This window comes from Bradyrhizobium sp. 186 (genome assembly GCF_023101685.1).
Taxonomy (GTDB): domain Bacteria; phylum Pseudomonadota; class Alphaproteobacteria; order Rhizobiales; family Xanthobacteraceae; genus Bradyrhizobium.
On the sequence record NZ_CP082164.1, the window covers coordinates 3,876,646 to 3,898,002 of the forward strand.

The 21,357-nt window shown below is 62.7% G+C and carries 23 protein-coding genes; 8 read left to right on the forward strand and 15 right to left on the reverse strand.

Going from position 1 to position 21,357, the window contains the following annotated elements; translation table 11 throughout:
- Positions 1-35: 35 nt before the first annotated feature.
- From oxlT (IVB18_RS18435) to IVB18_RS18445, 3 genes are all read right to left on the reverse strand, one after another.
- Positions 36-1,358, reverse strand: coding sequence for an oxalate/formate MFS antiporter (gene oxlT, locus IVB18_RS18435; protein ID WP_247990426.1), 1,323 nt, complete (start codon positions 1,356-1,358; stop codon positions 36-38).
- Between the two features lie 261 nt (positions 1,359-1,619).
- Positions 1,620-2,906 carry an oxalate/formate MFS antiporter gene (oxlT, locus tag IVB18_RS18440; RefSeq protein ID WP_247990427.1) on the reverse strand — a complete coding sequence of 429 codons (1,287 nt, stop codon included), beginning with the start codon at positions 2,904-2,906 and terminating at the stop codon, positions 1,620-1,622.
- Between the two features lie 242 nt (positions 2,907-3,148).
- On the reverse strand, positions 3,149-3,286 hold the full coding sequence (locus IVB18_RS18445) for a hypothetical protein (RefSeq protein WP_200299373.1): 138 nt from the start codon (positions 3,284-3,286) through the stop codon (positions 3,149-3,151).
- 362 nt (positions 3,287-3,648) lie between these two features.
- On the opposite strand from IVB18_RS18445, the gene IVB18_RS18450 reads away from it, so the two are divergent.
- Positions 3,649-4,980: an Hsp70 family protein gene (locus tag IVB18_RS18450; RefSeq protein WP_247990428.1), complete on the forward strand. Its 1,332-nt coding sequence runs from the start codon at positions 3,649-3,651 to the stop codon at positions 4,978-4,980.
- 43 nt (positions 4,981-5,023) lie between these two features.
- Here the strand turns inward: IVB18_RS18450 and IVB18_RS18455 are convergent, their stop codons facing one another.
- The 5 genes from IVB18_RS18455 to IVB18_RS18475 form a co-directional block, all read right to left on the reverse strand.
- The gene (locus IVB18_RS18455; protein ID WP_247990429.1) at positions 5,024-5,467 is read right to left on the reverse strand and encodes an SRPBCC family protein; all 444 of its coding nucleotides are present in this window, start codon (positions 5,465-5,467) and stop codon (positions 5,024-5,026) included.
- A 142-nt stretch (positions 5,468-5,609) separates the two neighbouring features.
- Positions 5,610-6,299: a hypothetical protein gene (locus tag IVB18_RS18460; RefSeq protein ID WP_247990430.1), complete on the reverse strand. Its 690-nt coding sequence runs from the start codon at positions 6,297-6,299 to the stop codon at positions 5,610-5,612.
- A gap of 93 nt (positions 6,300-6,392) precedes the next feature.
- The gene (locus tag IVB18_RS18465) at positions 6,393-6,977 is read right to left on the reverse strand and encodes an amino acid synthesis family protein (protein WP_247990431.1); all 585 of its coding nucleotides are present in this window, start codon (positions 6,975-6,977) and stop codon (positions 6,393-6,395) included.
- Positions 6,978-6,985: 8 nt separating this feature from the next.
- Positions 6,986-7,849 (reverse strand): fumarylacetoacetate hydrolase family protein, encoded by an 864-nt coding sequence (locus IVB18_RS18470; RefSeq protein WP_247990432.1) that lies wholly within the window; start codon positions 7,847-7,849, stop codon positions 6,986-6,988.
- A gap of 93 nt (positions 7,850-7,942) precedes the next feature.
- Positions 7,943-8,644: an FCD domain-containing protein gene (locus IVB18_RS18475; RefSeq protein WP_247990433.1), complete on the reverse strand. Its 702-nt coding sequence runs from the start codon at positions 8,642-8,644 to the stop codon at positions 7,943-7,945.
- Positions 8,645-8,754: 110 nt separating this feature from the next.
- Here IVB18_RS18475 and IVB18_RS18480 point away from each other — a divergent pair, with 110 nt between their 5' ends.
- The 3 genes from IVB18_RS18480 (at position 8,755) to IVB18_RS18490 (ending at position 11,730) form a co-directional block, all read left to right on the forward strand.
- A complete protein-coding gene (locus tag IVB18_RS18480; protein WP_247990434.1) occupies positions 8,755-9,747 on the forward strand; it encodes a zinc-dependent alcohol dehydrogenase family protein in 993 nt (330 codons plus the stop codon).
- Entirely contained in the window at positions 9,744-10,667 is a 924-nt protein-coding gene (locus tag IVB18_RS18485) for a VOC family protein (RefSeq protein ID WP_247990435.1), read from the forward strand. Before IVB18_RS18480 ends, IVB18_RS18485 begins: the two co-directional genes overlap by 4 nt.
- Positions 10,668-10,749: 82 nt before the next feature.
- On the forward strand, positions 10,750-11,730 hold the full coding sequence (locus IVB18_RS18490; RefSeq protein ID WP_247990436.1) for a tripartite tricarboxylate transporter substrate binding protein: 981 nt from the start codon (positions 10,750-10,752) through the stop codon (positions 11,728-11,730).
- Between the two features lie 138 nt (positions 11,731-11,868).
- On the opposite strand, the gene IVB18_RS18495 is transcribed toward IVB18_RS18490, so the two are convergent.
- From IVB18_RS18495 to IVB18_RS18505, 3 genes are read right to left on the reverse strand one after another with little or no spacing between them, the layout of a single operon-like run.
- Positions 11,869-12,858, reverse strand: a complete 990-nt coding sequence (locus tag IVB18_RS18495) for a tripartite tricarboxylate transporter substrate-binding protein (RefSeq protein WP_247990437.1) — start codon at positions 12,856-12,858, stop codon at positions 11,869-11,871.
- Complete coding sequence (pcaB, locus tag IVB18_RS18500; RefSeq protein ID WP_247990438.1) at positions 12,855-14,270, reverse strand: 3-carboxy-cis,cis-muconate cycloisomerase; 1,416 nt, start codon at positions 14,268-14,270, stop codon at positions 12,855-12,857. Before pcaB ends, IVB18_RS18495 begins: the two co-directional genes overlap by 4 nt.
- Positions 14,264-14,863: a glutathione S-transferase family protein gene (locus tag IVB18_RS18505; RefSeq protein ID WP_247990439.1), complete on the reverse strand. Its 600-nt coding sequence runs from the start codon at positions 14,861-14,863 to the stop codon at positions 14,264-14,266. Before IVB18_RS18505 ends, pcaB begins: the two co-directional genes overlap by 7 nt.
- 110 nt (positions 14,864-14,973) lie before the next feature.
- Here IVB18_RS18505 and IVB18_RS18510 point away from each other — a divergent pair, with 110 nt between their 5' ends.
- From IVB18_RS18510 to IVB18_RS18525, 4 genes are all read left to right on the forward strand, one after another.
- Positions 14,974-15,204 carry a hypothetical protein gene (locus tag IVB18_RS18510; RefSeq protein ID WP_247990440.1) on the forward strand — a complete coding sequence of 77 codons (231 nt, stop codon included), beginning with the start codon at positions 14,974-14,976 and terminating at the stop codon, positions 15,202-15,204.
- Between the two features lie 486 nt (positions 15,205-15,690).
- Entirely contained in the window at positions 15,691-15,900 is a 210-nt protein-coding gene (locus IVB18_RS18515) for a cold-shock protein (RefSeq protein WP_247990441.1), read from the forward strand.
- A gap of 97 nt (positions 15,901-15,997) precedes the next feature.
- The gene (locus tag IVB18_RS18520) at positions 15,998-16,240 is read left to right on the forward strand and encodes a transcriptional regulator (protein ID WP_247990442.1); all 243 of its coding nucleotides are present in this window, start codon (positions 15,998-16,000) and stop codon (positions 16,238-16,240) included.
- A 54-nt stretch (positions 16,241-16,294) separates the two neighbouring features.
- Positions 16,295-16,519 carry a hypothetical protein gene (locus tag IVB18_RS18525; protein WP_247990443.1) on the forward strand — a complete coding sequence of 75 codons (225 nt, stop codon included), beginning with the start codon at positions 16,295-16,297 and terminating at the stop codon, positions 16,517-16,519.
- 90 nt (positions 16,520-16,609) lie between these two features.
- Here the strand turns inward: IVB18_RS18525 and IVB18_RS18530 are convergent, their stop codons facing one another.
- From IVB18_RS18530 to IVB18_RS18545, 4 genes are all read right to left on the reverse strand, one after another.
- Complete coding sequence (locus IVB18_RS18530) at positions 16,610-16,792, reverse strand: hypothetical protein (RefSeq protein ID WP_247991668.1); 183 nt, start codon at positions 16,790-16,792, stop codon at positions 16,610-16,612.
- Positions 16,793-17,149: 357 nt separating this feature from the next.
- On the reverse strand, positions 17,150-18,427 hold the full coding sequence (gene frc, locus IVB18_RS18535) for a formyl-CoA transferase (protein WP_247990444.1): 1,278 nt from the start codon (positions 18,425-18,427) through the stop codon (positions 17,150-17,152).
- Positions 18,428-18,575: 148 nt separating this feature from the next.
- The gene (gene oxc, locus IVB18_RS18540) at positions 18,576-20,309 is read right to left on the reverse strand and encodes an oxalyl-CoA decarboxylase (RefSeq protein ID WP_247990445.1); all 1,734 of its coding nucleotides are present in this window, start codon (positions 20,307-20,309) and stop codon (positions 18,576-18,578) included.
- Positions 20,310-20,389: 80 nt separating this feature from the next.
- Entirely contained in the window at positions 20,390-21,082 is a 693-nt protein-coding gene (locus tag IVB18_RS18545; protein ID WP_162006348.1) for a GntR family transcriptional regulator, read from the reverse strand.
- Positions 21,083-21,357 lie beyond the last annotated feature (275 nt).

The following is a 21,357-nucleotide window of genomic DNA, read 5'->3' on the forward strand; positions in this document are numbered from 1 at the left end:
GCGCCCCTTCTGACCGACGTGAAGGTGTGTGGTCGCTACGCCGTCTCGGTTTTGGCGTTGCCCGTCGCAGTGTTCGCGCTCTCGGCTTCCTTGCCGAGGATGAACGAGCGGCGCAGCGGCTTGATCACGAACAGTGCCATCAGCGCAGCCGTGGCGTTCAGCGCCACCGCCACCACGAACACGGCCTTCCAGCCGTAGGCAGTCGAGATCACGCTTGCGAGCGGGACCAGCAGCGAGGCGGTGCCCTTCGCGGTGTAAAGCATGCCGTTGTTGGTGGTCGCGAACTTCGAGCCGAAGGTGTCGCCGCAGGTCGCAGGGAACAGCGAATAGATCTCGCCGAACACGCCGAAGTAAACCGCGGTCGCGAGCACGAACACGATCGGCACGTGACCGTAGGCCGACAACGCCAGCAGCATCACCGCGGCAGTGCCGAAGGCGATGAACATGGTGTGCTCGCGGCCGATCGTGTCGGAGACCCAGCCGAAGAACGGCCGGCCAAAGCCGTCGAAGATGCGGTCGAGCGAGATCGCAAAGGTCAGTGCCGCCATCTGGAAGCCCGCAAGCGTGACCGGCGTGTCGGCGATCTTGAAGTCGTGCGCGATCGGCGCGATCTGCGCCGCGGTCATCAGGCCGCCGGAGGCGACCATGACGAAAACGAGGTACATTACCCAGAAAATAGGGGCACGCAGCACCTGCGGTGGCGTGAAATCGATCTTGGTCTGCGGCAGGTTGAGCTGCTTCTTTTTCGGCGGGATCGCAATCCGCGGCGGCTGGATGAAGAAGGCGAGCACGAACACGATCAGTCCCTGGCCGATGCCGAACTTCAAGAACGCGCTCTGGTAGCCGCTCGATGCGATCATCATCGCGATCGGCACCACGGTAAGCGCGGCGCCCGCGCCGAAGCCTGCGGCAGTCGCGCCAGCGGCAAGACCTCGGCGATCGGGAAACCATTTTAGCGCGTTGCCGACGCAAGTACCGTAGACCGCGCCCGCGCCCATGCCGCCGACGACCGCGGCCGCATAGAGCAGGGTGAGCGAGTCGGCATACGAGTTAAGAATCCACGAGAGCGCGATCATCACGCCGCCGAACACGATGACGATGCGCGGGCCGTATTTGTCGACGAACCAGGCTTCGACCGGCACCAGCCAGGTCTCGGTGACGACGAAGATGGTGAAGGCGAGCTGGATCGCCGCGCGTCCCCAATGGTGGGCCGCATCGATTGGATCGACGAACAGCGTCCAGCCATATTGCAGGTTGGCGATCATCGCCATGCAGACGATGCCCATGCCGAGTTGGAACCAACGGAAACCGGTTCGAAGGGGCGCAGCGGTCACGGCGCCATCCGTGCTGGAAATCATCAACAACCTCCCAAGGCGCCTGTCTGGTCGCAAACACTGCTGCCAAGATGACTTAGTGTCGCAAATATTGTGGCTTATCGTCGCAAGCGCGGCGGGGACCTTGGTATACCATATTCCAGAATGCAAGCCTTAACTGGCGCCCTGGCGCAAAGAAAATGCGCAGTTCCGTTCGGATTATTGGAATCGAGAAGGCTTTGCGCAAACGAAAACGCCCGGCCGCGAGGCCGGGCGTCATGCGCGAGATAGCGCTTGTGAGGCGTATCAGACGGTCGATTTCGCGACTACGATCTTGCGCCAGGGCTTGAGCACCGCGATCGCGAGCAGCGAAGCCAGGATGTTGGCGCCGGCCGCGATGATGAACACGTTGTCCCAATTGCCCGAGCCCTGCTGCATCAGGTTTGCGACCGGAACGAGGAGCGCGGCGGTGCCCTTTGCGGTGTAGAGCAGGCCCGCATTGGTGGTCGCGAACTTCGCGCCGAACGTATCGGTGCAGGTGGAGGGGAACAGCGAGTAGATCTCGCCCCAGGCGAAGAACACGAAGCCCGACAGCAGCACGAACCAGATCGGGTCGTGGCCCCAAAGATAGAGCATCCAGATGCCGAAGCCTTCCATGCCGAAGGCGAGGAACATCGTGTTCTCGCGGCCGATCATGTCGGAGATCCAGCCGAAGAACGGACGCGTCAGGCCGTTGAGCACGCGGTCAATCGTCGCTGCGAACGTCACCGCCGTCATGGTCATGCCGATCAGTGTTACCGGAACGCTGTCGACCTTCCAGTCGACCGCGATCGGCTTCAGGTTCGCCGTTACCATCAGCCCGCCGGCGCCGACGATCACGAACATGAAGTACATCAGCCAGAAGATCGGCTGGCGCAGCACCTCGGTCGGCTGGTAGTTGCGACGGCTCTGCACCAGCGCGGCATTCGCCACCACACTCGGCACCTGTCCCGGCTTCGGCGCCAGCAGGAAGAAGGCGAGGATGCAGATGATGATGCCTTGGCCCAGGCCGAAATAGAGGAAGGTGGTCTGGAATCCACTGTCCTTGATCATGGCCTGGATCGGCGCGACGGTGAGCGCGGAGCCGGCGCCGAAGCCTGCGGCCGTGATGCCCGCAGCGAGGCCGCGCTTGTCGGGAAACCATTTCAGCGCGTTGCCGACGCAAGTGCCGTAGACGCCGCCGGCGCCGATGCCGGCGATGATCATGCCGAGATAGAAGCCGTTGAGCGTGGTGGCCTCCGCATTGATCACCCAGCCGATCGCGCAGAGCGCGCCGCCGATCAGCACGACGAGGCGCGGACCATATTTATCGACGAACCATCCTTCGACCGGAACGAGCCAGGTCTCGAACAGCACGAAGAGCGTGAAGGCCCATTGGATCGAGGCGCGATCCCAGCCGAACTTCTTCTGGATGTCGGGGACGAAGAACGTCCAGCCGTATTGATAGTTGGCGATCATCACCATCGCCGCTACACCGACCGCCAATTGCGCCCAGCGATACGTGTCGCTAACCCGCGTGGCTGTAGGGGCCGTTGCCTGCACCATGTCCGTCATAAAGCCTCCCGTGGCGCCTCTAATTTTTCTGCGAGCGCTGGAGCGGCATTCTTGTATTCATTATGCCAAGGTTCAAGCGCTGGTCCGGTCACCGTGCGCAAATGCCGCAGACCTTTCCGGCCCCGGCTGTGAATCGGATAACGCAAATAGAAATGGCCCCGTCGTGCGGGGCCATTCATCAAAAGTAGTATGTGGACTGTTCCGAAACCCGCGCGTCGCGGTCGCGGCGCGGAAGGCGTTGGTTACAGGCCGAAGCGGGGCAGGTCGCCGTTGTGATTCGAGATCTCGGCGCTCGCCATCAGGAAGCGGTCGACCGCCGCCATGAAACGGGCGAACAGCGAGGTGGAGGGGGCGAGCGCGACGGAGGCGGTCTTGGACATGGGAAATCCCTTTCTTGAGACGGTCAGTACTGCTGTCTCATTTCGGAGGGTAATCTATGTATACCAGATGCCACTGTCTATGCGTGTCATTGCATAGCAGCATCCGACCTACCGCATTGCAACATAATGACGCGTTAACGCGGCCGTTTCGGGCATAAAATTTCTGTCGTAACAAGGTGGTGGCCATAAAATGCCTTTCCCCGTCGCAGAAAGACGTGGAAGCAGGGGCGCGTTATTTCGCCCGAAGCGCACCGGCGCCACGATGGGTGCGAATTCCGGCCGGCCACAATGGACCGGGTCTTGGCAGGGCAATTCAAAGCCGCTAGTGGTCTGCCCCTTCCAATCATCTGTCAGAGTGGTTCATGTCGAGCGCCTCGTCCGCCGTCTCGATCGGCATCGATTTTGGAACCAGCAATACGGTCGTCGCACTCGCGGCGGACGATCGCCGGGTCGAAGCCATTCGCTTCGATCATGGTGGGCAACGGCACAGCGTCTACGTGTCGGCCCTGTGCTTCTGGGAGGACCGCCCGGGAGCCGGAGCTCAGGCTGAAGGGGGCCCCTGGGCGATCGAGCAGTTTCTCGAAGGACGCCACATCAACCGCTTCCTCCAGTCGTTCAAGACCTTCGCCGGAAGTGCCAGCTTCAATTCCACCCAGGTGTTCCGGCAGCGCTACAAGTTCGAGGACCTCCTCGCGGCGTTCCTGCGGACGCTGGCACGCCACGGCAGCGACAGGTTCGGCTTCGAGGCGGCAAGCATCACGGTCGGCCGCCCCGTGCGCTTCGCCGGCGGCAATCCCGACGAGGCGCTGGCGATGCAGCGCTATCGGGCCGCGTTCGAACGGCTGGGCGCCGGCCACGCGCGCTATGTCTACGAGCCTGTGGGAGCAGCGTTCTCCTTCGCCCGCCGGCTGGAGCGCGATGCCACCGTCTTGGTTGCGGATTTCGGCGGCGGCACCAGCGATTTTTCCGTGATGCGTTTCTCGCGAGCAGGCGGCAACTTGCGCGCCGAGCCGCTCGGCCATGCCGGCATCGGCATCGCGGGCGACACCTTCGATTACCGCATCGTCGACCACGTCGTCTCGCCGCGGCTGGGAAAAGGCTCCAGCTTTCGCTCGTTCGACAAGGTGCTGCCGATCCCCAACAGTCACTACACCAACCTCGCGCGCTGGCATCAACTCGCGCTGATGAAGAGCAACGGCGATTTGCGCGAGCTGCGGGAGCTTTCGCGCACCGCGCTGAAGCCGGCCCTGCTTCAGGATTTCATCACCATCGTCGACTTCGACCTCGGCTTTTCGCTGTACCGCGCGGTGTCCGACGCCAAGGTCGCGCTGTCGGCCCGGGATGAGGTGGACTTCCACTTCAATGGCGGCGGCGTCGACATTCGCTCGACCATCACACGGAAGAACTTCGAAGCCTGGATTGCCGACGATATCGCCCGGCTCGGCGCTACCGTCGACAAGGTGCTGGGCGAGGCCGGCATCACCGCGCGCGAGGTGGAGAAGGTGTTCTTGACCGGCGGGACCTCCTTCGTGCCCGCCGTCCGCCGGCTGTTCGCCGAGCGGTTCGGCAACGAACGGCTGATGTCGGGGGACCAGTTCGAGTCGATCGCCTACGGCCTCGCCTTGATCGGGCACAGTCCCGACCCGGACCGCTGGACCGCAGCCGGCGGGCTCGAGTCGAGGGCGGGCGCGTAGCCCCACAGCCATGCGGCCGCCCGCGCCCTTTCTCGTCCTGGCCCTATTGATTGATCTCGGGCTCGACGAGCCGTGCCAAGTTCCGTAGCGATTCCTGCCAGCCGAGATAACAGGCTTCCGGTGGAATGACGTCCGGTATGCCCGCCTGCGTGATATCCAGCTCGGTGCCGACGGAGACTTTCTTCAGCGTCACGGTCACCTGAATTTCGCCGGGCAAATTGGGGTCGTCGAATTTGTCGGTGTAGCGCAGCCGTTCGCTCGGGACGAGCTCGACATATTCGCCGCCGAACGCGTGGCTGTTGCCCGTCGTGAAGTTGCGGAACGACATTCTAAACGTGCCGCCGACCTTGGGCTCCAAATGATGCACCGTGCAGGCAAAGCCGTTCGGCGGCAGCCATTTCGCAAGCGCATCCGCCTCGAGGAAAGCGCGATAGATTTTCTCCGGGCTGGTCGTCAGAACGCGGTGCAGACGTACGGTGCTGGGCATATTCGTCATCCTCATGAATTGATGGGCCCGACGTTGACGTCTGTTGCCCCTTCATGCCCCGAGGACGAACGAGACGTTGCCGGTCCGACACGACATCTCGGATTTCTTGCCGGCTTTTTTGGGGAGCGCCCGGCCGGACCAGCTAAACTGCCGCCACATCCGGCGGCGTCATTGTAAACGCCAATCTGTAGCGGCCGATGGTCGGATTGTTCCGCGCGCCTGCGACGTGAAGCGCTGGCGGCGAGAGCTTGTCGGCGACCACGCGCTCGACCACACCGGCATCGTACCCTGACAGCAGGATGATCCAGTCGGCGGCGCCGTCCTTGCCGCGGATCTGCTGCTCGGTCGTGGGCGAGCTCGTCCTGGGTGTGTCGGTCAGGAGGAGGTGGCCGCCCGTCAGTCCCGGTTGCGGCGCCAGCGTGCGGAGGATATCGGAGAGTTGTGCCTGCAACTCAGTCTCCCGTCCGGTCTCCGGCGAGAGCCTGATGGTGGCGAGCGAGGTCGCAACGCCGCCGCCAAAACTCGCCGCGACCCGGCACTGGCTGCGGACCATGCCGCGATGATGTGGCATCATCTTGGTCGACCATGGTGTCGGTGCGTTAAGTCGGTCGAGATATCCGCGCAACGTGAGGACTTCGTATTGCTCCAGCTCGTAGAGCACGAAGAAGCCATCAGCATCATCGGTGCTGGTCCATCGCGAGCCGCGCCGGAAGCCGGGAATGCTCATCCGCTCCGGGAAATGCTCGTGCGAATGCCAGTCGCCGAACTCCGCGCGTTGCTCGGGGCGGACGTTCCACCACATTGCGACGGCCGCCTTGCCCAACAATGACATGCTGACCTCGACTGCTCTCCGGCAATTGCTTTACAGCAGAGCCGCCGAGAACCAAAGGCCTAGCCGTTCCGGGCTACCGCAAGTCCGGGTGTCTCAACGCTGCCCGTCGTGAACCGAAATATCCGACGCGGAGAGCCCGCCGATCCGCGCATGCGGGCGTCCACCGGTTGCCATCACGAGACCAAAGGCGATTTCGTCGCGCCGGGGAGCATCCCATAGCGTCATCTCGGCCGTCCCGAAATGACTTCGGACATAAGCGGCGTGAATGTGACCAAGCGGGACCATGAGGCGCGTGCCTGCACCGCCGATGGTCTTTGCCGCCGGGACGATCGCCTTCGGCTGTCCGAGCACCTCGCGCATGCCTTGTCCCCCCGCCTCGTGCCAGACGGCGCCGTGCTCGAGCTCGCCGTCTTCGCCGACGATGATGCCCTTGCCGTAGGCTTCGACATGCCTTGCTCCCCCAAGCTGCGCGATCAGGCTCGTCGCGAGCTCGCGCCCAAGCTCGCGCAAAGCAGCTTGAAACGGCATCAGGTCCGGCTCGTAGCGTCCCGCGAACGGATTGCGGATCACGGCAATGGCGGTGCCGACGAGCAGGGGCTTTTCGAGCCGGGGACCGCGCTCATGCCAGATCGTCTCGATACCGAGCGCGGTCTTCCGAACATCATAACTGGATGTCATCCGCCGTCTTATGCCTCGTCGACCACGGGATTGCGCAACACGCCGATGTTCTCGATCTCGACCTCGACGACGTCGCCGGGCTTGAGGAAGATCGGCGGCTTGCGGGTGAAGCCGACGCCGGCCGGCGTGCCGGTGGCGATCACGTCGCCCGGCACGAGGTCGAAAATGGTCGAGCAATATTCGATCAGGCGCGGGATCGAGAAGATCAGCATCGAGGTGGTGGAGGTCTGCATCACCGTGCCGTTGACGCGAGTCTCCAGCTTCAGATTGGTCGGATCGCCGATCTCGTCCGGCGTGACGAGCCATGGCCCGAAGGGACCCGTGCCGACGAAGTTCTTGCCGGAGGCGATCTGCTGCGCATGCCGTTGCCAGTCGCGAACGCTGACGTCGTTGTAGATCGAGTAGCCCGCCACGTGATTCCATGCATCGGCCTGGCTGATATGACGGCCGCCCTTGCCGATGATGACGGCGAGTTCGCCCTCCCAGTCGAAATTGTCCGACACTTTCGGCCGGATGACCGGCGCGTTGTGACCGACCTGGGAGCGCCAGACCCGGAGGAAGATCGGCGGAAATTCCGTGATCTCGCGCTTCATGCCGAACGCCACCGCTTCGTGGTGATGGTCGAGATAGTTGCGCACCGCGCACACGATCTTCTCGGGCCGCGGGATTACGGGAAGGTATTTGATGTCGCCGAGCTTCAGGTCGGGCTTGTGCCGGCCGACAATGGCGTCGCGGCGCTCGTAGTCATTGCTGCCGACGAAATCCGCGAGCGTCGGGTATTGCGGCAAGGCGCGGCCCAGATCCACGACGCCGTTTTCGATAACGGCCCCCCAACTTTCCCGGGCTCCCGCGGCGAACGACAACAGCTTCATGGTGCGGCCTCAAAGATTGACGTTTTTCGATCTTGTGTATTATTTTCGAAAATTTAGCCGAGCGCAAGTCCGTCGCGAACGAAATCGGACGCCCTATTCCGTTTCGAGCAGGTGCCCGGCGTATTTCGCGACGTTGTCGGCGGTGGTGCGGATATGGGTCTCGATCAGCTCTGCGGCCTGGTCGGCATTGCGTGATATGGCCGCCTGCATGATCGCCTGGTGCTCGCCGGCCTTGTCGCGCGGGCGCGGCCGGAAATTGGCAGAGAGATGCCGGTAGCGCTCGGCGCGGTCGAACAGTTCGGCGCGTATCGCCAGCAGGGTCGCGGAGCCGCAGGCCGAGACCAGTGCCTGATGGAATTGGCGATGGGCAATCTTCCATTCGCCGTCGCGCAAAGCATGCTCGGGATCGCGCTGCTCGATGCGCTTCAATCTGTGCAGCGTCGAGATGACGGCGATTTCCCAGTCGTCATCGCCTTTCTGAATTGAACGCCGGATCAATTCGACTTCGATGAGAACGCGGGCATCGGTCACTTCCACAAGATCCTGGCTGGAGACCGGCGCGACCCGGAATCCGCGCTGCTCCTGGGCATCGACCAGCCCCTCCGCGGCGAGCGCGGTCAACGCCTCCCGCAACGTGGTGAAACTGGCGCCGAACCGTTCGCGCAGCACGTCGAAACGCAAGGGCTCGCCCGGCGGAAGGGCGCAGGTGACGATTTCTTCGCGCAGCCGATACGTGATGTCGGCGGCGATGGTCTTGCCGAATTCCTTGCGGGGGCGAATGGCGCTGTGAGGCATGGTTCTGCCAATGAATCGATGCCTCAACATGCCGCGCGAACGACCATCTTGCAATAATTTTCGTAAACGATATTATTTTCGAAAATACAGGTCTGGCGAGGGGATTACTCATGAAGGCGGTTCTGGTGCGTCAGCCGGGTGGGCCGGATGCACTCGAGGTGGTCGAGCTTCCGGTCCCCGTGCCGGCAGCGGGGCAGGTCCAAATCCGTGCCGAGGCGTTCGGGGTGGGACAGCCCGACGTTCTGATCCGCCGTGGCGTCTACAAATGGATGCCGCCGCTCCCGGCCAATCCCGGCAATGATGTCGCCGGCCGCATTTCCGCAATCGGCTCCGGCGTCGAGGGTATGGCGATCGGTCAGAAAGTCCTGCTGAGCGCGCGGGACCTTGCCCAGCGTGGCGGCTGTTACGCCGAGTATGTCGTTGCCCCCGCAGACGCTGTTCACGTGCTTCCCGAGGATGTCGATCTGCACGCGGCGGTCTGCCTCTCGAACTACCAGGTGGCTTACGCGCTGCTGCACGAGTGTCGTCATCCGCGCGCGGGCGCGAGTGTGCTGGTGATCGGAGCGGCCGGCGGCGTCGGCACGGCGCTGGTGCAACTCGCCAAGCTCGCGCAGATGACGGTCGTCGGCACCGTCTCCACCGAGGAGAAGGCAGAGTTCGCGCGCCGCAACGGCGCAGACCACGTGATCTTCTACCGCCGTGAGGATGTCGTGGCGCGAACCCGTGAACTGACGAAGGGCGAGGGCGTAGGCCTCGTGCTCGATCACGTCTGCGGGCCGGAGTTCACGAGCTATCTGGGTGCGCTCGGCAAGTGGGGCACGCTGTTGTCCTACAACGCGTTTGCGGGACTGCCGGAAGAGAACCTGATGGCCGCGATGCGCGATCATCTCGATATCTGTCCCGCCGTGCGCTGCTTCTCCTTCCATATCTACGATCACGACCGCGAAGGGCGCCGTGCACTCATGCGCAACGTGATCGACGCGCTGAGCCGCACCGCGATCAGGCCGGCGATATCGGCGCGATTGAAGCTTGAAGACGTCGGGAAAGCTCACGCGCTGCTCGAGCAGGGCTCCGCGCTGGGCAAGATCATCATGACACCATGAGCGGCAGCAACGCGATGACGACACAGGCTCCCATAGCGCGGTTCACCAGGTTGCGGCACGCGACCTTCGCTTCGCCGGATACGGAACGATTGCTCGACTATTACCAGGCGGTGATCGGTCTCGGCCTGGTCGGCCGCGACAAGGATCGCATCTATCTCGCCAGCGACTCCGAGCAGCTTTCACTCGTGATCGAGTCCGGCGATGCGGCGCTGAACAGCATCGCCTTCGAGATATCTCCAGATGTCGAGCTGGAGGCCCTCGGCGCTGCTCTGAAGCAATCCGGCCTGAGGGCGGAGCTGCGCAGCGATCCGCTGCCCGGCATATCCAGGTTGCTGTCGTTCTTCGATCCCGAAGGCACGCAATTCGAGTTGATCCAGGGCTGGACGCCGACGCCGGCGCAGGAGCGGATCGGCGCGCTCGCCGTCACCAAGCTCGGTCACGTTGCGCTTGGCACACCCGATCCGCTCGCGACTTCGAAGTTCTGCGCAGACGTGATGGGCCTGCGGGTCTCGGACTGGGTTGAGGACCGCTTCGTCTTCATGCGCAGCGGCTACGAACATCACACGCTGAACTTCGCGCGCGCTCCGGTGCGCGGCCTGCATCACCTCGCATTCGAATTGCGCGGTGCCGCCCACATGCAGCAGGCCTGCGACCATCTCGCCCGGCACAAGCTCGCCATTCTCTGGGGGCCTGTTCGTCACGGACCCGGACACAACACCGCCGTCTACCACCGCAATCCCGACGGGCACCTGGTCGAGCTGTTCTACGATCTCGATCGCATGGTCGATGAAGAGCTCGGCTATTTCGATCCGCGCCCGTGGCATCGCGATCGTCCGCAGCGGCCAAAAGTCTGGGTCGGGCTGCCGCGCGATGTCTGGGGGCTGCCGCCGTCGCCGGAATGCGTCGAGTTCGCCCGCTAGGCGGTTTGACACGATTGAAGGCTGCCGCATCGCTTGCGGCCAAGCAATAAGACCAGGGAAGACAGTCAGGGAGGATGCATCCATGCGATGGATGAAGCGGCTTGCTGCGGCAGTATTTCTCGTTGCCAGCTTCTTTTCAGCGGGGCCCGCGGCGGCGGCGGACAACTATCCATCCCGCCCGATACGATTGCTGCACGGCTTTGCAGCCGGCGGCGCCGCCGACACCTTGTCGCGCATCATCGCCGATGGGCTCTCGAAGAAGCTCGGGCAGCCGATCATCGTCGAGGCCAAGCCCGGCGCGGGCGGAAACATTGCGGCGGATGCTGTCGCGAAAGCGGCGCCCGATGGCTATACGATCGGGCTTGTCACCGGCGCTCACGCGATATCGGCCGCGACCTACAAGAGCCTCAGCTACCAGCCCGCTGAAAGCTTCTATATGATCTCGACGCTGGTCTACTACGCACTCGTGATCGCGGTGCGTAACGACTATCCGGCCAAATCGCTGGGCGAGCTCATTGCCGTGGCCAAGCAGAAGCCCGGCTCCTTGAGCTTCGGATCGGTCGGCTTTGGCAGCACGCATCATCTCGCAGGCGAACTCTTGAACGCGATGGCCGGCATCGACATCGTGCACGTGCCCTATCGTGGCGATTCCCAATCCATCACTGCGCTGTTGGGCGGGGAGGTGCCGGTCATCGTCGGCACGCCCGTCCTGCTTGGACCGCAGATTGCGAGCGGAGCGGTCCGCGGTCTCGCCGTGACCTCGCCTAGCCGGACCGCCCTTTTACCGAACGTTCCAACGGTCCAGGAAGCCGGCATCAAGGACTACGACGTGCGCACCTGGGCGGGATTGCTGGCGCCCAAAGGCACCGCGCCCGCCATCATTGCCGCTCTCAATACGGCGACGCTCGAGGCGCTCAGGGATCCTGAGCTCAAGCAGCGTCTTGAAACCGCCGTTGGCGGCGAGGTCGGCGGAAGCACGCCGGACGAGATGAAGAAGCTGATCGAGACGGAAATCGCCAAATGGTCGGGCGTGGTGGAGCGGGCGAAGATCCCGAAGATCTGAGCCATCCTCCGATTGGTAGCGGGTCCGGGCAAGTCAAGCGCGCTGCTAGCGATTAACCGCAAGAGGACGAGTTTCCCTCTGCAGCTCGTTTCCGAGCGCTAGGGCGGGCGACCTGACAAACACCAGGATCGGTTGCACTTATTGATCGAGTCGAATCTGCGCGGTTTTGACAATGTCCTGCCAGCGCGCGATCTCTTCGGCCATCCGCCGCTTGAGCGGTTCGGGGCCTCGCTGATCCGGCGGCGGCAGGATCAAGCCTACCAGTTCAAGCCGTCTCCGCACGCTGTCGTCGTCGAGCGCTGCGCGAAGCGCATCGGAGAACCGGTCGCGAATGGCGTCAGGCACACCTTTCGGCAGGTAGAACGCGAACCAGCTCGATGCGACAAAATGTGGAAGCCCTGCTTCCCTAGCCGTCGGCGTGTCCGGCAATTGCGGAACTCGTGCGGGAGCCGAAACGGTCAGAAAACGCAAGTTGTTGTTACCCAGGAAGGGAAGAACGTCTCCCAACAGTCCACAGCTGAAGTCGCTGCGGCCTGCGATCAGGTCGGTCATCGCCAGCGCCGATCCGCGATATGGCACCTCCACCGGCTTGAACCCGATCACGGTGGTGAACAGCAGACAGCTGATGTGGCTGATCGAACCGACACCCGCATGGGCCAGGGTGAGGTCCGGGCCACGCGCCTTGGCGATCGCGATGAACGACGCCATGCTGTCTGCGGCGAGGTCGCGGCGAACGGCGACGAGGATCGGCGTTTCCGCGACCAGGCCAATCGGCGTGAAATCAACCAGCGGGTCGTAACGAAGATTCGGATACAGCGCGACCGATGCGGCATGCGTGCCGACGTGACCGCTGACCAGCGTATAACCGTCGGGAGCGCTTTTCGCGACGCGCGTTGAGCCTGTCGTGCCGCCCGCCCCGGCGACGTTCTCGACGATGATCGGCTGCCCGAGTTTTCGCGACATGTGTTCGGACACGATCCGGCTCATCACGTCATTGGGGCCGCCAGCCGCGAACGGGACGATCAAGATGATCGGCCGTGACGGGAACGGCGACTCGGCCTGTGCCGCATTCAACATTGTCAGCACCGCAGCTGCGACGAGGACCGTGCGCGTGCATTTCAGAATCATATGGTCTCACCCCGTATCAATGGTGTCGCCTCTCGCACCGTGCTGGCTGGTCGATCAGCACAGGCCGCGAGGACACGATCGACCTCACGGCCGGACAGGCCGATGTATCGGGCCGGGTCCGCGGCCGCTTCGATCTCATGCGGCGCGATGTGGGCCGTCACGGCCGGATCGCGCGAAAGGCTCTGGGCTAATGTCAGGCCCGAAGCGATGGCGTGCGTGCATGCCGCACTCACCATTTCGTGCGCATGATGGCGCCCGACGCGCGGCGCCAGCGCCATCATGACGGCCTCGGCGGCGATGAGCCCCTGTGTCCGCCCGAGATTGGCCTGCATCGCATCGGGTCTGACGACCAGTCCGGTGCAGAGCCGAACGGCGTTATCCATGGCCCGGGAGACCAGCACGAACGCTTCCGGCAGCAGCAACCATTCGGCTTGCCACGGTCCCGTCGCCCGTTCATGGTCGTGGACCGAAGCGTCGAGCATGGCGCTTGCGAGCCGGCGCAGCGACACTCCGGTGCTGAGAATCTGCTCGCAGACGATCGGGTTTCGCTTGTGCGGCATGGTGCTGGAGGCGCCATGGCCATGGCCGCCTGGCTCCAGCACTTCGCCGACCTCGGTCTGCGCCATTAACGCGACATCGGTTGCGATCTTGCTCAGGGTCGCGGAGATCAGCCCAAGCAGGCAAACCGTCTCGGCCAAGCCGTCGCGCGCGGCATGCCATGCCACCAGCGGCTCGCCGAGTCCGAGTTCGCGGGCCAGCGCAGCGCGGACGCGGTCGCCATCGTCGCCGAGCGACGCGAAAGTGCCGACCGCGCCGCCGAACTGAACCTGCAGGACCCTTGGTACGAGTTCGGCGAGACGTTGCCTGTGGCGCAGCAGGCCCGACAGCCAGACGGAAACCTTGAAGCCGAAGGTGATCGGGATCGCGTGTTGAAGTTTGGTCCTGCCGACCATGGGCGTATCGCGATGGGTACGCGCCAGATCCGCAATCGCCGATATCAGGCGCTCCAGATCGCGGTGGATGAGCTCGAGCGCGTCGCGCATCTGCATCACGAGCGCGGTGTCCATGATGTCCTGACTCGTGGCACCCCAATGGACGAATTCGCCATGGGGTTTACCGGTGAGCCGGATCAACTGCTCGACCAGATTCACGACCGGCAAACCAGCGCGCAAAGTGCCCGCGGCCAATTCGTCAAGATCGAGTAGTTCAGTACGTGCAGCGGAGGCGATCGCAGCAGCAGCCTCGACAGGAATCACACCGAGCTGCCCTTGAACCTTGGCCAGCGCGACCTCGACCAGGAGCATGGATTCCAGTGAATTGCGCTCACCGAAAATAGCGCGCATCGGCGCGGTGCTGAAAATATCGGCGAGGTGACGGCTGCTGAAGACCGTTCCGGGTTCGAAACTCAGCATGGCCGTGTCGCGATCATGGATGACCGAACGCGCGCGCGTTCATACCAGTCAGCAAGCCTTGGTCTTTCGGAACGCCATGACAGATGCCCCGCGCGAAAATCGAGATAGCCAAGTCCACAGGCGAGCCCGATGTCGCCGAGGTCGAAGCGCCGGTCATGGAGGTCGAAGCGGGCTTCAATCGATGACAGCGTCCGCGTAATCGCTCGCTCCTGACGCGCAACCCAATCCGCCCAGCGCAACTCCGATGGCCTGCGCCCTTCGATTGCGCAGATGAAGGTTGCATCTATCAGGCCCTGACACAGAGCGGCCCGTCCAAGGCAGAGGTGTCGCGCAGGCTCCTCTTTCGGGATGAGTTGCGAGTCGACGGTCAGGCCGTGCAAGGCCTGCCCGATCGTGTCGCTCTCGGTCACAAGCGTCCCGTTGGCGAGAACCAGTGCCGGCACTTTGGAGAGCGGGTTGGCGTCGATGAAGTCATGCGACTCGAGCCAGGGGTCGACCTCGACAAACTGAATCGCGTCGCTTATTCCGAGTTCGTGAATGGCAACCCTTACCTTGCGGGCGTATGGCGACGTCTGATTATAAAATAGCCGCATAGGTCGGTGTCGATCCCTCCGTCGTCGCGCCCCATTGCGCAGCCGTACGGCTTGGCATCTATCAAGCCTAGATTACCCCTCCGTTTTGTAAAAATGCATTATTGCGATACATGCGTTCTGAATTGGAGAACGCTGTCAAAGGCGCCGAAAATTTCGGAATTCGCGATATCGCCAACTGTGATCAAGTTGGGTTGCAGGCGCGCGGCTTGGACGCCGCATGCGAGGCTGCTTTCGATATCAACATGCGCGTCCACGTGTTCGGCTTTGAGGGCATCGGTCAGATGGTTGAAGCCGGGTTCGCTATTTTGCCTCAAGGGGCGGTTCTTCCTTTATCTAGATAGTCGCAGCATCACGGCTATGACGCTTGACGAGCCCTGGGCGAACCGCACGCGTTTCAGGCAACGCTCCGACTGCGGCGATTGACGAGCTTGCGGCCGCCAAACGTGCCAGCAGGATTCGACCGGGCAGCCTTCCACCGCGAGTTCAATGCGACCGTCGTGCAGTTCTTTCGCGAGCAGCTCGCGAGCGGTGATCGCTGAGCGCCCGGGCGAAGCTCATGTCGTCGCCGTCAAGCTTGCAAACGCTTGCGAAGGCTCCGTAGCCTCGCCTCTGAGCCTTCTGGGCATGTTCCGACGCCCTCACGGGCGCAATTAAAACCGGGCGAGCCTTGCAAATGACGATGATGAGGTATACCTTAAAATCATTCGTTCAGCCGCTGTGCCTTGTTGAATGCGCCCGCGGGCTCCTTTTCCAGAGACATCGACGAGTTGAATCGGTTCTGCGTGAGCGTCACGCGGACTGCGCGCATGTGCGCTTTGGAGAAGAAAATGACGACAGGTACTGTGAAGTGGTTCAACGGCCAGAAGGGCTTTGGGTTCATTCAGCCCAACGACGGCGGCAACGATGTGTTCGTTCACATCAGCGCGGTCGAGCGGGCTGGTCTTGCGGGCCTCGCCGAGGGCCAAAAGGTCAACTTCGAGGTCAAGACCGACAAGATGCGGGGCAAGGTCAGCGCTGAGAATCTCTCGCTGGCTTGAGTTCTTTGTGCCGTTTCACCGATGTACTGAAACGGCCACGCTGCCCGCTTGATCCCTGGATCGAGCGGGTTTTGTCCGTTCCGGAGCAGGGTGAAGGATGAGCGCCAGGAAATCGGCAGAACCGTCACCCGAAGGTATCGCGCGCTCCAATCGCCAGCGTTTGGCATCTGAAGAAGGAGCGCGGGCAATGGCGGATGCCGAAAAGCAAGCCGTCGATGTTCGCAAGAACATGGCGCGGCTCCGAGAGCTGCGCGAAGCCAAGGAAGCGGCCGACGCAACTCTTCAAGCATCGTTGCCGGCGCCCACCCTGACGAAGCGCAAGAAGAAGGTGCCGCGATAGTTGCCTTCAATAGCGCCGACGAAAATCTGGTGAGGGCCGGTCACATGCCAACGAGTGCGGGTCGTGCCTAGAGTCAAGTCGGACGGCGGTGGCACAATCACCTTTTTCCTTGCGCTTGGCGCAGGCCGACAGATGTGCCGACTTGCGACCACGTTTCAGACGCAGAAGCAGGCCTTCAGCTATCTTCAGAAATACCGGACGGAGTTCGAGCGCATCGCGCGGACGCGGCTGGCTTCCGGGGAGCTGGAAGACGGGATCGTCGTGCTCTCGATGCTCTAGATCGGGGGCAGGCGTCGATTTCGACGCAGCGCCTTCAGCGCGATCCTCAATCGCCCGGACGTAGGATCGTAACCTCGCACAGAACGCCTTCTATTCGGAGCGACCTTTCGGCTTGGCCTCGCGGGCCAATCGCTCCGCTTTCAGCCGCTCGCGATTCTCGTTAATGGAGTGCTGATCCTTCGCATAGTCATTCATCGGCTTCTGCGTTGTGACAGGCTTGAATGCCTTGTTGGCTTCACGCTTGGCTCGATCAGAGGATTGATCTCTCAACATTTCGACCTCAATTTGATCAACGAGCGTGGTCCCGACGAGCGCCGGACGCGACGCCTCCTGCTTGCACGCCAATATGGATCAACTTGTCACCATCAGACAAGAAGGCAGCCAATTCTTCAGCGTTGGGCAGGTCTTCTGCGAGGCTCAGTCACTCGCTATGGAGGCGGCACGCTCGCATTTTCTGATAGCATGCCGGTGGAGAGGATAACAGCCGGCCACCGGATCTGTTCCTCCGGATCGGTCTTTAATTCAGAGTTGGCAGCGCGGGACGCGTGCCGATTAAGGGAAGCAGCCGTTACCAAAGCCAACAAAAAGGCCGCCGAAACCGGCGGCCTTTCGTGTCTGCGGATGAACCGCTTACTCCGCGGCCTGCTTCTGCGGCGGATCGAGCGCGCCGGACTTGTGGATATCGGCGACCTGGTGATCGCTGAAGCCGAGCACGCTGCGCAGGATCTCGTCGGTGTGCTCGCCGAGCAGGGGAGAGCGCTCCACGTCGCTCGGTGAGTCCGACAGCTTGATCGGATTGCCGACCGAGATGTACTTGCCGCGGGTGGGATGGTCGACTTCGACCACGGTGCCAGTGGCGCGCAACGACTGGTCCTCGATGATCTCCTTCATCGACAGGATCGGACCGCAGGGGATGTCGTCCTTGTTGAGGATTTCCATCGCCTCGAACTTGGTCTTGGTCATGGTCCACTGCTCGACGCGTGCGAAGATCTCGTTGAGGCGCGACAGCCGGGCCGGCGGCTTGGCGTAGTCGGGATGGGTCTTCCAGCCGGGTTCGCCTATCACGTCGCAAATCTTTTCCCAGACCGGCGCCTGGGTGATGAAATAGAGGTAGGCGTTGGGATCGGTCTCCCAGCCCTTGCACTTGACGATGCGGCCGGGCTGGCCGCCGCCGGAATCATTGCCGGCGCGCGGCACGGCTTCGCCGAACGGAATGCCTTCGCCATACTGGCTATATTCCTTCAGCGGGCCATAGGCGAGGCGCTGCTGGTCGCGCAGTTTTACGCGCGCGAGGTTGAGCACGCCGTCCTGCATCGCAGCCGTAACCTTCTGGCCCCTGCCGGTGACGGTGCGCTGGTAGAGCGCGGTGACGATGCCGAGCGCGAGGTGCAGGCCGGTGCCGCTGTCGCCGATCTGCGCGCCGGTCACGAGCGGCAGGCCATCGCGGAAGCCGGTGGTGGAAGCGGCGCCGCCGGTGCACTGCGCGACGTTCTCATAGACCTTGCAGTCTTCGTACGGCCCGGGACCAAAACCCTTGATCGAGGCGACGATCATCTTCGGGTTGATCGCCTGGATCTTCTCCCAGGGGAAGCCCATGCGGTCGAGCACGCCGGGGCCGAAATTCTCCACCAGCACGTCGCACTTCTTGATCAGCTCGGTGAGGACTTCCTTGCCCTTGGGGTTCTTGGTGTCGAGGGTGATCGAGCGCTTGTTGTGGTTGAGCATGGTGAAATACAGGCTGTCCACGTTCGGGATGTCCTGCAACTGGCCGCGGGTGATGTCACCCACGCCCGGACGTTCCACCTTGATCACGTCGGCGCCGAACCATGCGAGCAACTGCGTGCAGGTCGGTCCGGACTGGACGTGGGTGAAGTCGAGAATGCGAACGCCCGCGAGCGCTTTGGTCATCGTGTTGCTCCGTACTCTGTCTGCCCCTGCATCCGCAGGGAATAATGGGTTGAACGGGGACTAAAGCGCGATGGTCATCGCGCTTTAGCTTTTTGTTTGCGCATGATCTTTTCGGAAAACCGCTTCACACTTTTCCGGATCATGCGTTTTACTTTTTCTTCTGCAAGACGCTCTGCGGATTGAGGTTGCCGATGCGGCCGCTCTCCGAGCCCGCAGCCGGATCGATCACCGCATTAATGAGCGTCGGCTTGCCCGAGGCCATCGCCTCGTTGACGGCGCGCTTGAGCTCGTCGGGCGAGGTGGCATTCACGCCGACGCCGCCGAAGGCTTCCATCATCTTGTCGTAGCGCGCGCCCTTGACGAACACGGTCGTCGCCGGATCGGCGTTGGCGCTGTTGACGTCGGTGCCGCGATAGATGCCGTCATTGTTGAAGATGACGATGCAGATCGGCAAATTGTAGCGGCAGATGGTCTCGACCTCCATGCCGGAGAAGCCGAAGGCGCTGTCGCCTTCCACCGCGAGCACGGGGTGGCCGGTCTCGAGCGCCGCCGCGATTGCCTGGCCCATGCCGATGCCCATCACGCCCCAGGTACCGACGTCGAGACGCTTGCGCGGCTTGTACATGTCGATGACGCCGCGGGCGAGGTCGAGCGTGTTGGCGCCCTCGTTGACGAGGATCGCCTCGGGATGCTCCTTGATGACGTTCTTCAGCACGCCGAGCGCGCCGTGATAGTCCATCGGCGACTTGTTGTTCATGAGCTTCGGCGCCATCTTGGCGACGTTCTCTTCGCGCTTGGACACAATTGCCTTGGTCCATTCGGCCGGCGGGGCGGTCCAGCTTGAACCCATCGCCTGGTTGAACGCCGAGACGACGGAGCCGATGTCGCCGACGACGGGCGCGACGATCTCGACGTTGGAGTCCATCTCCCTCGGCTCGATGTCGACCTGGATGAATTTCTTGGGCGCTTCGCCCCAGCTCTTGCCCTTGCCGTGCGAGAGCAGCCAGTTCAGCCGCGCGCCGATCAGCATCACCACGTCGGCCTCTTTCAGCACCGTCGAGCGGGCCGCACCGGCGCATTGCGGATGGTTGTCGGCGAGAAGACCCTTGGCCATGCTCATCGGCAGGAACGGGACGCCGCTCTTCTCGACGAAGCTCTTAATCTCTTCATCCGCCTGCGCGTAGGCGGCGCCCTTGCCGAGGATGATCAACGGACGTTTTGCACTCTTGAGCACGTCGAGCGCGCGCTTGACGGAGGCGGACGAGGGGATCTGCGCAGGCGCCGCGTCGATCACCTTGACCAGTGATTTCTGGCCGGCATCGGCGTTCATCACCTGGCCGAACAGCTTTGCCGGCAGGTCAAGATAGACGCCGCCCGGACGGCCGGAGACCGCGGCACGGATGGCGCGGGCGAGACCGATGCCGATGTCCTGGGCGTGCAGCACGCGATAGGCCGCCTTGCACAGCGGCTTGGCGATCGCGAGCTGGTCCATCTCTTCATAGTCGCCTTGCTGGAGGTCGACGATCTCGCGCTCGGAGGAGCCCGAGACCAGGATCATCGGATAGCAGTTGGTGGTGGCGTGAGCGAGCGCGGTGAGACCGTTGAGGAAGCCGGGCGCGGAAACCGTGAGGCAGACGCCGGGCTTCTTGGTGAGGTAGCCGGCGATGCCCGCAGCGTAACCGGCGTTCTGTTCGTGGCGGAACGAGATCACGCGAATGCCGGCGGCTTGCGCCATGCGGCCCAAATCCGTGATCGGGATGCCCGGCACATTATAGATGGTGTTGATGCCGTTCAGCTTGAGCGCGTCGATGACGAGATGAAAACCATCCGTCAATTCCTGCTCGGTGCCCGGTGCTTCGGACTTGGTCGCGGTATTCAGCATGGGCCTTGTCTCCCTGGTCTCAAGGTACGGTTTTAGGTTTTGGGGGGCGAATGGCTCGCCCTTCTGGTGAACGTTGCTAGTTAAAAGAGTTCCTGACCATGCGCTTCGACGTAAGCGGCAAGGCCAAGGGTGTGGTCGCGGGCGCGCTTCTCGGCGAGCTCGGTATCGCGCGCTTCGAGAGCTTCGATCATGCCGAGATGCTCGGGCAGCGAGGTCGCGGTGCGGTCCTTCCGTCCGATCGTCAGTTGCCGATAGCCACGCACGTGCAACAGCAGATCGTTGGTGAGATCGACCAGCACCGGCGATTCCGACAGCGAGATCAGCGCCTGGTGGAAGGCGATGTTGGCACGCGAATATTCCTCGACGTGATCCTCGGGCAGGCGGTCCTTGCTGAAATCCTTGAAGTAGTCGCGCAGCGCCGTGATGTCCTTCTTGCGCGCGGTGGTCGTGATCAGGCGCGCGGCCATGCTCTCCAGCGCCGCCCAGGCCCGGATCATGTCGACGATCTCGCTCTTGGTCCGCCGCACCACCATGATGCCGCGGCGCGGCACGGTCTTGACGAAGCCGTCCTGCTCGAGCATCGCGATGGCTTCGCGGATTGGCGTGCGGCTGACGCCAAGACGTTCGGACAGCGCGCGCTCATCGAGCATCACCGGCTCGGGCGTCGAGTAGATGTCCATCTTGAGGATAGCTTCCTTCAAGGCGTCATAGGCCTTGTTCTTGAAGCTGCTCTCCGGGGCAATACGAACGATTGCGATGTCTGCCTCGGCCATGTTCGGCAACGCCTTGGTTGGTTTCCGCAGTGACACGACGATTCTCCTCCAGTGGGAGTCGTCTTTTACAGGAATATTAACTGGAAAGTTTTTGGCATACCAAATGCCAGCGTGTCAAGCTGCCTATATTTTGCAGCGTTCTAATCGATGCGCCGGCTTGACAAGTTGGCTTCTGGCATACCAAATGCCATCGCCAGCCATTTTTGATCCAAGCCGGCGGAGCATCTGGCCAATCTGCCACTCCGGTCCGCTGCACGGAACAGGCGCGGCGCATG

Coding starts and splice junctions, on each gene's coding strand:
- oxlT (WP_247990426.1), bottom strand. CDS start 1,358: ATGATTTCCAGCACGGATGGCGCCGTGACCGCTGCGCCCCTTCGAACC.
- oxlT (WP_247990427.1), bottom strand. CDS start 2,906: ATGACGGACATGGTGCAGGCAACGGCCCCTACAGCCACGCGGGTTAGC.
- IVB18_RS18445 (WP_200299373.1), bottom strand. CDS start 3,286: ATGTCCAAGACCGCCTCCGTCGCGCTCGCCCCCTCCACCTCGCTGTTC.
- IVB18_RS18450 (WP_247990428.1), top strand. CDS start 3,649: ATGTCGAGCGCCTCGTCCGCCGTCTCGATCGGCATCGATTTTGGAACC.
- IVB18_RS18455 (WP_247990429.1), bottom strand. CDS start 5,467: ATGCCCAGCACCGTACGTCTGCACCGCGTTCTGACGACCAGCCCGGAG.
- IVB18_RS18460 (WP_247990430.1), bottom strand. CDS start 6,299: ATGTCATTGTTGGGCAAGGCGGCCGTCGCAATGTGGTGGAACGTCCGC.
- IVB18_RS18465 (WP_247990431.1), bottom strand. CDS start 6,977: ATGACATCCAGTTATGATGTTCGGAAGACCGCGCTCGGTATCGAGACG.
- IVB18_RS18470 (WP_247990432.1), bottom strand. CDS start 7,849: ATGAAGCTGTTGTCGTTCGCCGCGGGAGCCCGGGAAAGTTGGGGGGCC.
- IVB18_RS18475 (WP_247990433.1), bottom strand. CDS start 8,644: ATGCCTCACAGCGCCATTCGCCCCCGCAAGGAATTCGGCAAGACCATC.
- IVB18_RS18480 (WP_247990434.1), top strand. CDS start 8,755: ATGAAGGCGGTTCTGGTGCGTCAGCCGGGTGGGCCGGATGCACTCGAG.
- IVB18_RS18485 (WP_247990435.1), top strand. CDS start 9,744: ATGAGCGGCAGCAACGCGATGACGACACAGGCTCCCATAGCGCGGTTC.
- IVB18_RS18490 (WP_247990436.1), top strand. CDS start 10,750: ATGCGATGGATGAAGCGGCTTGCTGCGGCAGTATTTCTCGTTGCCAGC.
- IVB18_RS18495 (WP_247990437.1), bottom strand. CDS start 12,858: ATGATTCTGAAATGCACGCGCACGGTCCTCGTCGCAGCTGCGGTGCTG.
- pcaB (WP_247990438.1), bottom strand. CDS start 14,270: ATGCTGAGTTTCGAACCCGGAACGGTCTTCAGCAGCCGTCACCTCGCC.
- IVB18_RS18505 (WP_247990439.1), bottom strand. CDS start 14,863: ATGCGGCTATTTTATAATCAGACGTCGCCATACGCCCGCAAGGTAAGG.
- IVB18_RS18510 (WP_247990440.1), top strand. CDS start 14,974: ATGCGTTCTGAATTGGAGAACGCTGTCAAAGGCGCCGAAAATTTCGGA.
- IVB18_RS18515 (WP_247990441.1), top strand. CDS start 15,691: ATGACGACAGGTACTGTGAAGTGGTTCAACGGCCAGAAGGGCTTTGGG.
- IVB18_RS18520 (WP_247990442.1), top strand. CDS start 15,998: ATGAGCGCCAGGAAATCGGCAGAACCGTCACCCGAAGGTATCGCGCGC.
- IVB18_RS18530 (WP_247991668.1), bottom strand. CDS start 16,792: ATGTTGAGAGATCAATCCTCTGATCGAGCCAAGCGTGAAGCCAACAAG.
- frc (WP_247990444.1), bottom strand. CDS start 18,427: ATGACCAAAGCGCTCGCGGGCGTTCGCATTCTCGACTTCACCCACGTC.
- oxc (WP_247990445.1), bottom strand. CDS start 20,309: ATGCTGAATACCGCGACCAAGTCCGAAGCACCGGGCACCGAGCAGGAA.
- IVB18_RS18545 (WP_162006348.1), bottom strand. CDS start 21,082: ATGGCCGAGGCAGACATCGCAATCGTTCGTATTGCCCCGGAGAGCAGC.